The sequence below is a fragment of the Streptomyces sp. NPDC049541 genome, from assembly GCF_044465725.1.
In the GTDB taxonomy this organism is placed as follows: Bacteria; Actinomycetota; Actinomycetes; order Streptomycetales; family Streptomycetaceae; genus Streptomyces.
In genome coordinates this window covers 12,131-25,302 of sequence record NZ_JBITLY010000011.1, presented here as the reverse complement: position 1 = coordinate 25,302, position 13,172 = coordinate 12,131, and the positions used below count along the sequence as shown (strand labels likewise).

Sequence of the window (13,172 nt, the reverse complement as noted above, 5' to 3'; positions counted from 1 at the left end):
CGCCGCGATCGGCCGTCGGTTGGCTGCGGGGCTGGGCGCTCCCCACTCTCGGCTTCGCTCGAGCGGGGGGGGGACCCCACCGCGGCTGAGCCGCATGTGTCACAGCCCCGCGCCTCTTTGGGGCGCTGCCTACGGAACCGATGCCACGTCGATGACGACTGCCCCGTCACCGCCGGTGCTTCCGGCCGTGCCGTTGTCCCCGGTGCTGCCGGCGGAGCCGTTCGTGGCGGCGGTACCGCCGCTGGTGGCGCCGGTGCCGCCGGTGCCGCCGGCGCCACCCTTGCCGCCACCACCGCCGCTGCCGCCTGCACCGAAGGTGAACCCGTCGGCGCTGATGGCCGTGCCACCGGCCCCGCCACCGCCGCCGCTGCCGCCCGTGCCGCCACCTCCGCCGACGCCACCTGTGCCGCCCGACCGGCTCGCGCCACTGGCACCGGCCCCGCCGGGGCTGCCCACAGTGCCGGGGCTGCCGTCGTTGCCGTTCACCATGTTCTCCGGGATGCCGGGAGCAGTCAGGCAGTGTGGTGTTCCGCCGCCCGTACCGCCGGAACCGGTGATGGCGCCGCCACCCCCGCCGCCACCGCCGAGCCCGCCGGCCCCGCCGAGCAGACCGGGAGCGCCGCCTCTGCCGCCCGAGCCGCCCGTCGCGGCCCTGGTGCCGCGGTTGCCGCCTGGGGCGAAGGCGAGGTCCACACCCGTGGTGACGGTCACCCTGCTCTCGGCACCGGCTGTGCCGAGTGCGGCTGAGGTGCCCGTGCTGCCGGGACCGCCGCCGAAGGGACCGCCACTGCCGCCGCCGGAGCCACCGGTCCCGCCGGTCCCCGCGTTGCCGCCGGCACCCCCGGCTCCCACCACGACGGTCAGGGATTCCCCGGCGAGTGCCACCTCGGTGCACTTCACGAAGCTTCCGGAGCCTCCGCCTCCGCCGGCGGCGCCGCCTCCGCCTCCGCCTCCACCGCCTCCGCCTCCGCCGCCCGCGGCGAGAAGGGCGCCGCCACCTCCTCCGCCGCCGCCTCCGCCGCCTGCTCCGGCTCCACCGCTCCCGCCGGCCCCGGAAGCCCAGACCCTGATGGTCAGGATTTTCAGGGCGCCCGAAGTGGGACTGCCGGGAACCGTGAAGGTGAACTGCCCTGGGGACGTGAAGCTGAACTGCTGGGGTGGCTGAGCCGCGGCACTGTCAGCGCCCAGCATCGGCGGCAGCAACCCGCCCACCAGCGCTGCCACACCTAGGCCGACACATCTTCTACGGCTCGGGTACTTCTGCCGGTTGATCGAATCCCGCCCCATGCTGTGGCTCCTCTGGCTCGTATGTGTGCTACGTGCACTCCCATGGGGATTGTTGGCGCGGCCGAAAAGCGACGCCAAGGTCCCGAAGGGGGGTGTGAAGGAGCAGAGGAGGCACTGCTATTCGGCCATGAACGAACAAAGGGCGCCCGGCAGCCACCGGGCGCTTCACCGGCGTACTCACCGAGAGGTCAGAGCTTCTCGAACACGCAGTCGATGCACTTCGTCAGCGCCTCGACATCCGCCGGGTCGATCGCCGGGAACATCGCGACCCGCAACTGGTTGCGGCCCCGGAGCCACGCCGGTCCGTGTCTGCCGGACACGCAGCGACTGCGCGCCGTCGTGCCCGCGCCCTCACTTTCCGGTGAACGGACACTGCCCCGCTGTACAGCAGACGCACCGTTCAGGTGAGGAGGGGGGAAAGCCGCGGTGACGGGGGCATGGTGCCCAGTGCGTCGGTGGGGGTCTGGGGCAGGGGTCCGACCGGGCGGCGGCCTCGGCTCCGCGGCCGGTCTCCTGGCCCGCGGCCTCAGCGGGCGGCGCGGGGGCCCGGAGAGCGGCGACGTCCAGGGCGAACAGGCTGACGTGGCTGATGACCTGTGCCATCATCACCACCGAAGCCACCGAAGCCACCGGAGCCACCGAAGCCACCGAAGCCACCGAAGCCACCGAAGCCACCGACGCGGCCGAAGCTGCCGACACGGCCGGCCGCGTCCACCCCCGCATGCCGCTCGCCCTCGCCCCTGAGCACTACGACGCCTGGCTCGACCCCACCCACCAGGACCCCGACGAGCTGCGGGCCCTGCTCGGCCAGCCGGCCGACGGTCACCTGGATGCCCGCCCCGTCTCCACGGCCGTCAACAACGTCCGCAACAACGGCCCCCAGCTGCTGGACGAACTCGCCTCCCAGGGCTTCTCCGCCGTTGCAGCGTCTCCCGAAAGAGACTTCGCCCGGAGAGCGAGCGCGTCGGGGGCACGTATGGCACCGTGAACCCAGGCTGGCTCCGCCACTTTCCCCGTAGAGACGGACCCAGCCTGACAGCATCCCGGGGAGCTCTGTCTGGTTGATCTGCTATTGAGCCGCCTTGCCTGTCGTGGTGTTCACGGTCTCACCGCCTTGACCGAGGAGCGCTTCACAGGCCGCGTCCGCGCTGTCGAATATCCGGCAGCTCATGCTGACCCCGGTCAGGTCGAGCAGACGTCGCACCACTTGACTGGGGGCGGCCAGGGACACGGATCCGTCGATGCTCCGAACCTCGTTTATGGCTCGTATGATGACGCCCATCCCAGAGGAGTCCATGAACGGTACTTCCGCCAAGTCCAGCACCAGGTGACGGCGTCCATGCACTACCTGGCCGGCGAGCTGGTGCTGCAGGACGAGGCCCGTCTCGACGTCCAGCTCCCCACTGATGGTGATGATCGCGGCGTCGGAGCTGATCACGGACACCTCGACACTCAGACCTGCTGGTTCGGTCACAAGCCCTCCTCGAACGGGGTATACGCGGCAGCAGCCCTGCTACCCCGTCCGGCTACCTTCATCCATGGACGCACCGCGGTAGGTTCCTCTCCCGTAGGAAGGAGTCGGCGATGTCATCCCCACGCCGACGGCCGGCAGATGGGATCAGTCCCCTGATGGCCACCCCGACGGCGCTCAAAAAATACTTTGGCCCAGTCGTCGATAGTTCAGAGGGCTACCGCCAGCACCTCAATTCAGAGGGCTACCGCCAGCACCTCGTCGAGCACGCCGCCGCCCTCAGAGCCGCGCTCGGGCCGGCCGCCCTCGATCCTCCTCGACCAGGTCGAGGAGGTCGTCGTGGCCACTCTGGAGTCGGTCCCGGGCCAGGACACTCACTGCTCGCGGGCCTCGATGGCCCAGCGCACCGGCCTGTCGAAGTCGACGATCGGGCGAATCTGGAAGCGGTTCGACCTCAAGCCCCGGGCCGCGCTGCGCTACAACGACGCCGCCATACGCGACTGCGCATCGCTGTTCGCCGAGCACGGCGTGAACCAGGTGAGCCCATTCCTGGACAACGAGGTCGTCACAGCCTGCCTGCGGATCGGTGCCGGAGAGCGGCGCCGTCCAGGTGTCTACAAACCCCTGCTGGCCATGGCCCGCCCCCGACCTGCCGGGCTGGCTGACCGGCAGGCAGGGCAAGGCCACTTCACGCCGCTGCAGTACGCGGGCCTGCGCGCCCACCACCAGGAGCTGCACGAGCTGATCGACGCGAGCACGCTGGTGGGGCACGGGCTGATCGACGCCACAGCGGTGCACACGGCGCTGGACGCCACCGCGGCGGGGATCGGCCGACCGCCGCTGCACGCGCTGGAGAACTTCCTCATCACGTCCTGGTGGCTGTCGCACACCATGGTCCTGGCCCCGACCGGGGGTGCCCGGTGAACTTGCGGGTGCCGCCCTGTCATAGGCGTCAGGTGTGGCCGAAGGCCGCCGCGGTGGCAGCGCACGAGAGCGATGTGCTCGACGAGGTCACCGAACGCAGGCTGCTGACCAGGAACCTGCGGCCCGTCAACGCCCTGACGGACCGACGGTCCTCGAGCCGGTGATCGCCGGTGTGAGCGCGGGCTCACAGGGGCGGGCACAGTGTCGCCCGTCGGGCGCCTGTCCATGTTTGAGTGGGGCTGGCGCATGGACAGGCGTGACCCTGGGGCCTCAAGCCGCTTCGAGGACGGGGTAGTCGGTGTACCCCTCGGCGCCCGGCCCGTAGAACAGTTCCGGTCGCGGCTCGTTCTCCGGGTGGCCGCCCTGCCAGCGCTCGACCAGGTCGGGGTTGGCGATGAGGGCCCGGCCCACGACCACGGCGTCGGCGTGGCCGGCCTCGATCTGCTGGAGCGCCTGCTCGCGGGTGGTCTGCCCCCCGAAGGGGCCGTTGTTGACGATCAGCTTGCCGTCGAAGCGCCGCCGCAGCTCCTGCACCAGGTCGCCGCCGGGCTCGGCGTGCAGTACGGAGAGGTAGGCCAGGCCCAGCGGGCGCAGTTGGTCGAGCAGGGTGCCGTAGGTGGCCAGGACGTCGTCCCGGTCGGTCTCGAAGACGTCCCCGAGGTCGACCTCCGGCGAGATCCGCAGCCCGACCCGATCGGCACCGACGGCCTGGGCGACCGCCGTGACGACCTCGACGACGAAGCGGGCGCGGTTGTGCGGCGAGCCGCCGTATTCGTCGGTGCGCTGGTTGGCCGCCGGTGAGAGGAACTCCTGGAGCAGGTAGCCGTTGGCGCCGTGGATCTCCACGCCGTCCGCTCCCGCGTCGACGGCCCGGCGGGCCGCGGCGACGAAGTCCTCCAGGGCTGCCCGGATCTCTGCGGTGGTCATCGCTTCCGGTACGGGGTAGGGCTGCTCGCCCTTCTCGGTGAACGTCTTGTTGTCGATGGCGATCGCACTGGGGGCGAGGATGCGGCGGCCGCCGTTGATGTCGGGGTGGGTGCCGCGGCCGGCGTGCATGATCTGCAGGACGATGCGGCCGCCCTCGGCGTGCACCGCCTCGAACACCCGCTGCCAGCCGGCCGCCTGCTCGTCGGTGGCGATGCCCGGCTCACCGACATACCCCTGCGACGCGTGGTCGGGGTAGGTGCCCTCGGTGATGATCATTCCGACGCTCGCCCGCTGCCGGTAGTACTCGACCATCAGGTCCCCGGGGATGCCGGAGGAACCGGCCCGGACCCGGGTCAGCGGTGCCATGACGATGCGGTTGGCGAGCTCGATCTTCCCGAGAGAGACAGGGGAGAAAAGTGACGGGGCGGGCGAAGCTTCTGAAGTGTTGACAGGCATGGGTTTCTTCCTTTCTGCAATACGGAGGGAAACGGGATGAAGGTCTGCGACGTCGGCAGAACGCGCGAGGCTAGCTGAGCGGGACGTCCGCGACACCCTTGAGGTGGCTGAACGTCTCCAGGGAGTACCGGCCGTGGTAGCGGCCCATGCCGCTTTCGCCGACGCCACCGAACGGCAGGCCGGGCATGAGCAGTTGCATCACCGGCTGGCCCCAGGCGACGCCGCCGGAGGACGTCTCGTTCAACAGGCGCGACTTGGTGGCCTCGGAGGTGGTGAAGGCGTAGAGCGCGAGGGGCTTGTCGCGTTCGTTGATGAAGGCGATGGCGGCATCGAGGTCTTCGACTTCGACGACGGCGATGATCGGACCGAAGATCTCCTCCTGCATGACCGGCGATGCGGGGTCGACATCGGTGAGCACGGTCGGTGCGATGAACAGGTCGTCACGGTCGTGCTGTCCTCCCACCGCCGCCCGGCCGGAGTCCAGCAGACGCGTGAGCCGGTCGAAGTGCCGCTCGTTGATGATCCGGCCGAAGCCGGCCGAGGTCTGCGGGCTGGTGCCGAACTGGGCTTCGATGGCCGCACGAAGGGCGGGGACCAGCGCGGCGGCGGTGGCCGGGTCGGCCAGCACGTAGTCGGGGGCTATGCACTGCTGCCCCGCGTTGCCGAACTTGCCGCCGACCAGCCGCTTCGCGGTCTCCTCCACGTCGGCGTCGGGCGCCACGAAGACCGGCGACTTGCCTCCGAGCTCGAGCGTGACGGGGGTGAGGTTCTGGGCGGCTGCGGCCATGACGATCCGGCCGACCGCGCCATTGCCCGTGTAGAAGATGTGGTCGAAACGCTCTGCCAGCAGGGCCGTGGTCTCCTCGGCGCCCCCCTCGACCACCGAGAGCACGGCAGGGTCGAAGTACTCGCGCAGGAGGCGTGAGGCGACCGCTGAGGTGTGCACCGAGATCTCGCTCGGCTTGGCCACCACGGTGTTCCCGGCGGCCAGGGCGCCGATGATGGGGTCGATGAGAAGGTGCAGCGGGAAGTTCCACGGAGCGATCACCAGGACCACCCCGAGCGGGTCGTACGTGGTGTAGGCCGTGGTCGTGGGGCCGAAGTGGGCGGGAACCTCCACCGGGCGAGGCTGAAGCCAGCTCTCCAGATTCGCCAGCGTCTCGTCGATGTCGGCGACGGTGAAGTCGATCTCCTGCGTCTTCGCCTCGGCGGGGTTCTTCCTCAGATCCGCCCAGAGCGCGTCGATCAGCTCCTGCTCGTTCTCGACCAGCAGCGCCCGCAGCCGCCGCAGCTGGTCGACGCGCCAGTCCAGTCCGCGGGTGACGCCGGTGTTGAACGTCGCACGAAGGCGGCCGACCACCTCCGCGGCCGTTTCGCTCCGGTGTGTCCTCGACTCGGTCCCCTGTGTTGCGGTCATGGGGTGTACTCCGTTCCTGATGCAGGTCACGCCCCGGCTGACTTCCAGCCGGGCACAGTGGCCAGCGTGCTGGACGATCCGGTATTCACCCAGGTCACAGCTTTGTGTACATCCGCTGTGCCTACCACTGGCTTGGGCAGGCTCGTGTGCGTCCGACCGTGGATACTCGGAGGCATGGACGAATACCCCGAGCCGGTGCACGAGCCCGCCGCCGACGCGCTGGACCCGCGTGCCGAGCTCAGTGAGTTCCTGCACACCCGACGGGCCCGGCTGAAGCCGGAGGACGTGGGCCTGCCGGACTTCGGGCGGCACCGGCGGGTACCGGGGCTGCGCCGCGAGGAGCTGGCGCAGCTGGCCGGGGTGTCGGTGGGGTACTACACGCGCCTGGAGCAGGGCAACGGGCGGCACGTGTCGGCGGAGGTCCTCGACGCCATCGCCCGCGCGCTCAGACTGAGCGAAGCCGAGCGCGCCCACCTCACGCACCTGGCGAAGCCGAAACAGAAGAAGAAGCCGGCCGGCCGCACCCAGCGGGTGCGGGGCTCCCTGCGGACGCTGCTGGACACCATGGAAGGCGGCCCGGCGATCCTCGTGGGGCGGCGGGGGGACATCCTCGCCTGGAACCGGATGACCGCGGCGGTCTTCGGCGACTGGGCCGAGCTGCCCGAGCACGAGCGGAACTGGGCACGGCTGGTGTTCCTCAGGCCCGAGTACAGCGACCTGTTCGTGGACTGGGAGCAGAAAGCGAACGACGTCGTCGCTCAGCTGCGCCTGGACGCCGGCTCCCATCCCAACGACCCCCGGCTGTCCGCGCTGGTGGGCGAACTCTCCGTGAAGAGCGAGGAGTTCAGGCGGCTGTGGGCCGCCCACGACGTCAAGGACAAGTGCCACGGCACCCTGAGCCTGCATCACCCGCTCGTCGGCGAGCTCGATCTGCGCCTCGAGTCGTTCCACCTGGCCGACGACCACGAACAGACGCTGGCGACCTACCACGCCGAACCCGGTTCTCCGTCGGCGGAGGCACTACGACTGCTGGCCAGCTGGGGCACCGACGGGACAAGGGCGGGAGCCGGGATGCCGCCGGCACGCACGGCTTGATGAACAGTTGATCATCGGTAGTCGACTGCGCGCCACGTGCGCAGATCCCGGGCTGACAGGCTGACTGGGCTGACTACGGCTTTGGCCAGCTGCCCAACGTGAGGTCAGCACGATCTCCTCAAGCAGCGAACCACCCCGGTGGATCCCGGAAAGCGCCAGCCTGCCATCAACTCCCTACCGGGTAGGCGCCTTGTCGCATTTACCGACAGGGTCAGATCCACCGCCGGATCTGCTGCGGGACCGCGGTTGAAGCGCTCGGGGATCGGTGGAGGTGTCACGCTCTCAGTCGAGGGCGCGATGGCTGACGCCGAGGGCATCGAGACGCTCCAGGTGCGGACGCAGCCGGTCGGTGACGAAGTCCGCGAAGTCGTCGAAGCCGTTGCCGTCGTTCCGCCACACCGCCTCGGCGAACGCGCACAGACGCGGGAACAGCATGTACTCCGCGTGCTTGGGCGTCGGAACGTACTCCGTCCACAGCTGGCACTGCGCGCCCAGGACATGCCGCGCCGCTTCGGGCTCGTCGGCGAGCGCTGCGGGCACGGGGCGGTAGTCGTACACCTTGGACAGCGGGACGAAGCCACTGATCGCGAGCGGTTCCCTGTCGTGGTCCTCACTCTGGTAGCGGTCGAAGTAGAGGTACTCGCACGGCGCCATCACCACGTCGAGTCCACCGCGTGCCGCCTCGACGCCGGGCTCCTCGCCGCGCCATGACATGACCACGATGTCCTTGGGGAGGTTGGCCGGCCCGCCGCCTTCGAGTACCTCGTCCCAACCGATGAAGCGTCGGCCGTTGTCCGAGAGGAACGTCGCCATCTGGCCGGTGAACCACGCCTGCAGGGCGTCTTCGTCGGTGAGGCCGAGCGACCGCATCCGCGCCTGTGCGGCTGGGCTGGCCCTCCACTCCTCCTTGGGACATTCATCGCCGCCGCAGTGGATGAGCCGACTCGGGAACAGGCTCATCACCTCGGTGAGAACGTCGCGGCAGAAGTCGAGCGCAAGGTCGTCGACGTTCAGCACCTGCTCACTGATCCCCCATACGGTCCAGACCTGGGGCGGTCTCAGGCCGTTGCCCAGTTCGGGATAGGCCGTGATGGCGGCGAGCATGTGGCCAGGCATGTCGATCTCGGGGATGACAGTGATGAAACGTTCCGCTGCGTACGCCACGATCTCGCGGACGTCGTCCTGGGTGTAGAAACCGCCGTGCGGCGTGCCGTCGAAGGTGTACTCATCCTCCGGCCGGTCGGCATGGCCGATGAGCGTCTCGCGTCGCCAAGCGCCGACTTCGGTGAGGCGTGGGTACTTCTCGATCGCCAGCCGCCAGCCCTGATCCTCCGTGAGGTGGAGGTGGAGGACGTTGAGCTTGTGGAGGGCAAGGAGGTCGATCAGCCGGAGAATGAACTCCTTTGGCATGAAGTGCCGCGCGGCATCGAGCATCATGCCGCGCCAGCCGAGCTGGGGCCCGTCGGTGACGCTGACGGCCGGCACCGTCCAGTCGCGTTCGACGGCCGTCGCCGAGAAGACCTCGGCCGGAAGGAGCTGCCGCAGCGACTGGACGCCGTAAAACACACCTGCCGGGTCGCCGCCGGTGATGGTGATGTGGTCGGACGTGACGGTCAGTTCGTACGCCTCGGCGTCGAGGGCCCTCGGGGCGACGGACAGAGTGATCGCGGCCTGCCCGCCATCGGCATCCGGCAGGGCAAACCCGGTCGCGGGTCGCAACGCACGGCGGAGAGCGTCGGCTGCGGGGGCCGAAGCGGCGTCGGACCGGATCGATGTGGTAGCGGTCAGGCGGAAGGCACCGTCATGCTCGTGACGGTCGAGGCGCTGAGGCTTAGGAAGGATCACACCATGGGAGCCTACTGCTCGAATCTGCGCGATAACAGGCCATTCAGATCAACTTCGCGCATCTTAAAGGGAACGCAAGACGGTTTGTTTGGACCAGCAGAGGTCCTGTCCGTTCGCAAGCGGCTGGTCCGCAGGGGCGCCGTCCAGCAGCACGGCCGCGGCCTTCCCTGAGGCCGCGACCTGCAGCCTTGTCGGCGCCTGCCTGATCGTCGCACGATCAGGCGATGGCCCGGCCGTGCGACGATTGCGACGTCACTAGCCAACAGCGTTCGTGACCGCCTCGACGCCCTGCCGCCCAAGCAGAGGCCCCGGCACTGCAAACTCACCTGGAGAACATCATCTGGGCCGCCGTCCTCGTCCAGCGCGGCCTGTCCCGCTCGCTGACCTCCTACCTCTTCCGCACCGGAGAGAACCAGATGACAGCCCTGATCAAACAGGTTCGCCCCCTCCTGGAGGACCTGGGCCACTGCCCTGAACCGATCCCCGCCCGACTGATCGACCCCAGCGACCGCGGCAACTAGGTCATGCACGCGACAGCCACAGCCGACGAGCGCGAAACGCCCCACTGATTCATCGACGGCCCCGAGTGATCCGACGCTCTGGCGCAGATGGCGTCAGCGGGGCTGGTTCAGTGCCCGGGTCAGTTCCCGGAGCCGCCCGCGCAGCTGCGAGTTCCTCGGTCCGCTCCTCGATCTGGCCCCTTATGTCGGCCAGGTCTTGTTCGGGCAACGTGATGCGACGCTGCAGCTCGTCGATGTCGGGGGACGCACCAAGGCCGGATTCCTTCCATGCGGTTTCACCGAGGCTCTCAGACAGGCGCTTCTCCAACTGCCGGATCCGGACTGTCAGCCGCCTGTTCCGCTCCAGCGCGTTGGTCAGGTCTGCCCGCAGCGAGGCCCGGCTGACGGCCGCGATCCGGCCTTCTTCTGGTGGGGCTGCTGCGGCGGCGTGGACACGTTCGAGGAGGTCGCGGTGCCGGTAGAGGTAGGTGCGGTCCACTCGTGCGGCACGGGCCAGTCCGGAGACCGTGATGTCCTGGTCGCTGCGCAGCAGGGCATCGAGGGCTTTGAGAACGCGTTCGCGGCGTCGCTTTCGCGGTCGAGGCACAACCATGGCAGTTTGCAGATCTCGTTGGGGCGCCTGCCGGTGTCGGTGAGCAGCTCGATGGCCGTGCGGACGTCTGTGGAGCTGACGGTCTCAAGGGAGTCGAGGTTGGCGCAGAGCTGCCGCATGACTTCCGCAGGCAGGTCACGGCCGGCTTCGGAGTCCTCGGGGTCGTCGGGGATGTCCTCCTTGCGGAGGGCGAAGTCGTCTGCCAGGCCGTGCAGGGGCTGGCCGGGCTTGGTCAGGCCCAGGGGTGCTCAGCCGGGTCAGCACGCGTCTGGTGTCGCGGACGGTCATGTACTGCGTGCAGTCGGAGATGTCGCCGCGTTCGTTGAGGAAGCTCAGCCGGCCCAGGAAGGCAGTGATGTCGACGCGGCCGAGCGCAGGCAGGTCGAGGCCGTGGTCATCCCGACACAGGTGCAGGTGGCTTTGTTCACGAGGACGGGCAGCAGATGTTCACTACTTCGGGAGGCAGGAAGGCTGGTGACTGTTCGAATCCTCCTGCTGGGGCCAGAGCGTCAAGGTGAGTTCGCTGACTACGGCCTCGGGGAGCATCCGTCCAGCGGCGGTTATCAATGAGAACGATCATGCGGAACCTCGCCGGGCCGACGTCCCGCTGGGGTTCGGTGCCGTTGCGTGGCGGGAGCTCTCGGGTCAGCCAGCCGGGTTGTGTGTCTCTTCGGGAGCCTGCGGCCGGGAGGCGGAGGTGCCGGTCCAGCCGGCGAGGAGGGCCAGGGCTTCGGCGGAGGGGGAGGCGGGTTCGGGGGTGTAGATGGTGAGGGTCTGTTCGGGGTCGCCTTCGACGGCCAGGACCAGGTAGTCGAGGGTGAGGTCGCCGACGAGCGGGTGGTGGAGGCGTTTGGTGCCGGTGGTGTGGGCTTGGACGTCGTGGTCGGCCCACATGCGGCGGAAGGTGTCGCTGTGGAGGGACAGTTCCCCGATCAGCTCGGTGAGCTGCGGGTCGTCGGGGTGGCGTCCGGCGTACAGGCGCAGCATGGCCAGGCAGTCGCCGGCGACCCGCTCCCAGTCGGCGTACAGGGTGCGGGCGGCCTCGTCGAGGAAGACGTAGCGGGCGAAGTTGCGTTCGCGGCGGGGCCGGGCTTCGAAGTCGGTGTAGAGGGCATAGGCGAGCCGGTTGGCGGCCAGGACGTCCGTGCGCCGCCCTTGGATTACCGCGGGGACGCTGAGGGAGTCCAGGGTGCGGTAGAGGACCGGGTGGACCCGTTGGGGGGCGAGGGGGCGCTTGCGGCGGGCCCGGGTGGCGGCGGTGGGCTGGGCGAGGTCGAAGAGATGGGCGCGTTCGGCCTCGTCCAGGTGCAGGGCGCGGGCGACGGCCTCCAGGACGGTTTCGGAGACGCCCTGGGTGCGGCCCCGTTCCAGGCGGATGTAGTAGTCGACGCTGACTCCGGCGAGCTGGGCGACTTCCTCGCGGCGCAGCCCGGCACGCGGCGGGGCCCGCCGTGCGGGGCGAGGCCGGCCTGTTCGGGGGTGATCCGGGCCCGGCGGGTGCGCAGGAACTCGCGGATCTCGCTGCTGCGGTCCATGGGTCCACGGTACGGCGGTACCTGGCAGGTCAGCGTGCTGAAGGGGGTACTGGCAGACCCCTGGAAGAGCGGTGCCCTTTACGGCGGCCCACGGAGCGTTTGTGGGTGGTTGCCTGGATAGCGGGCCCGGTGCACGGCACTGATCATTCGAGCAGTACGCGCCGTGACGGCTGTCGGAGATCGTCGCTGCCGCTGCCCGCCGTGTGCCCTTACGCCGTACGTCTGGAGAAGAGGACACCCCCATGGGTTCGAAACTGACCGGCACCGTCGCTCTCGTCACCGGCGCGAGCAGCGGTATCGGTGCTGCCACCGCCCGTCGGCTCGCCGAGCACGGGGCCTGGGTGGCGCTTGTTGCCCGCCGCAAGGACCGCCTGGGAGTTCTTGCCGCTGAGATCGAGCTGGCCGGCGGCACCGCTGCGGTGGTGGCGGCGGACATCACCGACCGCCTCCAGGCCGAGGACGCCGTACAGCAGGTCGTCGACCGGTTCGGACGGCTGGACACACTGGTCAACAATGCCGGCCTGATGCTTCTGGGGCCCGTCGTCGACGCGGATGCCGAGGAGTGGGACCGCATGATCGCCGTCAACGTCCAGGGTCTGCTCTACACCACCCGCGCCGCCCTGCCGCACCTGTTGAAGGCCGCCGAACAGGACCCGCGCCAGGTCGCCGACATCGTCAACATCGGCTCGTACGCGGGCCGGGTGGCGAGCCGGGGCTTCGGTGTCTACAACGTCACCAAGTTCGGGGTGCACGCCTTCACCGACTCCCTGCGCCAGGAAGTCACCGAGCGCCACGTGCGCGTCGGTGTTCTGGAGCCGGGCGCCGTGGAGAGCGAACTGGGCACGCACAACAAGCCCGAAGTCCGCGGTGAACTGATCGACCCCTACTTCGAGGGGACCGAGGTCCTGGCCGCCGAGGACATCGCCGACGGCGTCGCCTACATGGTCACCCGTCCCCGCCACGCCGCCGTCGGCGAGCTGTGGATCATGCCCACCGAACAGGCGTGAGCACCTCCACCACCGACCCGCCACAGCCTGGCCAACAACCCGCCAACTTCCCCAACCCGCCGGGTGCCGCACGGGGCACCTGAGAAGGATCCCTC

Annotated in this window: 12 protein-coding genes and 1 pseudogene; 4 read left to right on the top strand and 9 right to left on the bottom strand. The window is 69.5% G+C overall.

What is annotated here, in order from left to right:
* Positions 1-129: 129 nt before the first annotated feature.
* From ACIBW9_RS33545 to ACIBW9_RS33535, 3 genes are all read right to left on the bottom strand, one after another.
* Entirely contained in the window at positions 130-900 is a 771-nt protein-coding gene (locus tag ACIBW9_RS33545) for a hypothetical protein (protein WP_398960792.1), read from the bottom strand.
* Positions 897-1,037, bottom strand: coding sequence for a hypothetical protein (locus tag ACIBW9_RS33540; RefSeq protein WP_398960791.1), 141 nt, complete (start codon positions 1,035-1,037; stop codon positions 897-899). The genes ACIBW9_RS33545 and ACIBW9_RS33540 overlap by 4 nt, the downstream gene beginning before the upstream one ends.
* Positions 1,038-1,475: 438 nt before the next feature.
* The gene (locus ACIBW9_RS33535) at positions 1,476-1,607 is read right to left on the bottom strand and encodes a hypothetical protein (RefSeq protein ID WP_398961013.1); all 132 of its coding nucleotides are present in this window, start codon (positions 1,605-1,607) and stop codon (positions 1,476-1,478) included.
* Between the two features lie 263 nt (positions 1,608-1,870).
* On the opposite strand from ACIBW9_RS33535, the pseudogene ACIBW9_RS33530 reads away from it, so the two are divergent.
* Positions 1,871-2,182, top strand: a pseudogene (locus tag ACIBW9_RS33530) (SOS response-associated peptidase family protein); the annotation flags it as partial.
* Between the two features lie 174 nt (positions 2,183-2,356).
* Here ACIBW9_RS33530 and ACIBW9_RS33525 read toward each other — a convergent pair.
* Positions 2,357-2,761 (bottom strand): STAS domain-containing protein, encoded by a 405-nt coding sequence (locus ACIBW9_RS33525; RefSeq protein ID WP_398960790.1) that lies wholly within the window; start codon positions 2,759-2,761, stop codon positions 2,357-2,359.
* Between the two features lie 336 nt (positions 2,762-3,097).
* On the opposite strand from ACIBW9_RS33525, the gene ACIBW9_RS33520 reads away from it, so the two are divergent.
* Positions 3,098-3,682, top strand: a complete 585-nt coding sequence (locus ACIBW9_RS33520; protein WP_398960789.1) for an asparagine synthase-related protein — start codon at positions 3,098-3,100, stop codon at positions 3,680-3,682.
* Positions 3,683-3,952: 270 nt separating this feature from the next.
* On the opposite strand, the gene ACIBW9_RS33515 is transcribed toward ACIBW9_RS33520, so the two are convergent.
* Both ACIBW9_RS33515 and ACIBW9_RS33510 read right to left on the bottom strand, forming a co-directional pair.
* Complete coding sequence (locus ACIBW9_RS33515; protein WP_398960788.1) at positions 3,953-5,065, bottom strand: alkene reductase; 1,113 nt, start codon at positions 5,063-5,065, stop codon at positions 3,953-3,955.
* A gap of 70 nt (positions 5,066-5,135) precedes the next feature.
* Positions 5,136-6,482: an aldehyde dehydrogenase family protein gene (locus ACIBW9_RS33510; protein ID WP_398960787.1), complete on the bottom strand. Its 1,347-nt coding sequence runs from the start codon at positions 6,480-6,482 to the stop codon at positions 5,136-5,138.
* 174 nt (positions 6,483-6,656) lie between these two features.
* On the opposite strand from ACIBW9_RS33510, the gene ACIBW9_RS33505 reads away from it, so the two are divergent.
* A complete protein-coding gene (locus tag ACIBW9_RS33505; protein ID WP_398960786.1) occupies positions 6,657-7,577 on the top strand; it encodes a helix-turn-helix domain-containing protein in 921 nt (306 codons plus the stop codon).
* A 282-nt stretch (positions 7,578-7,859) separates the two neighbouring features.
* Here the strand turns inward: ACIBW9_RS33505 and ACIBW9_RS33500 are convergent, their stop codons facing one another.
* The 3 genes from ACIBW9_RS33500 to ACIBW9_RS33490 all read right to left on the bottom strand — a co-directional run bounded on the left by ACIBW9_RS33500 (position 7,860) and on the right by ACIBW9_RS33490 (position 12,308).
* Positions 7,860-9,422 (bottom strand): beta-N-acetylhexosaminidase, encoded by a 1,563-nt coding sequence (locus ACIBW9_RS33500; RefSeq protein WP_398960785.1) that lies wholly within the window; start codon positions 9,420-9,422, stop codon positions 7,860-7,862.
* A gap of 570 nt (positions 9,423-9,992) precedes the next feature.
* Positions 9,993-10,535 (bottom strand): DUF6262 family protein, encoded by a 543-nt coding sequence (locus ACIBW9_RS33495; protein ID WP_398960784.1) that lies wholly within the window; start codon positions 10,533-10,535, stop codon positions 9,993-9,995.
* A gap of 645 nt (positions 10,536-11,180) precedes the next feature.
* On the bottom strand, positions 11,181-12,308 hold the full coding sequence (locus ACIBW9_RS33490; RefSeq protein ID WP_398960783.1) for a helix-turn-helix transcriptional regulator: 1,128 nt from the start codon (positions 12,306-12,308) through the stop codon (positions 11,181-11,183).
* A 4-nt stretch (positions 12,309-12,312) separates the two neighbouring features.
* Here ACIBW9_RS33490 and ACIBW9_RS33485 point away from each other — a divergent pair, with 4 nt between their 5' ends.
* Entirely contained in the window at positions 12,313-13,077 is a 765-nt protein-coding gene (locus tag ACIBW9_RS33485) for an SDR family NAD(P)-dependent oxidoreductase (RefSeq protein ID WP_398960782.1), read from the top strand.
* The last annotated feature ends 95 nt before the right edge of the window (positions 13,078-13,172 follow it).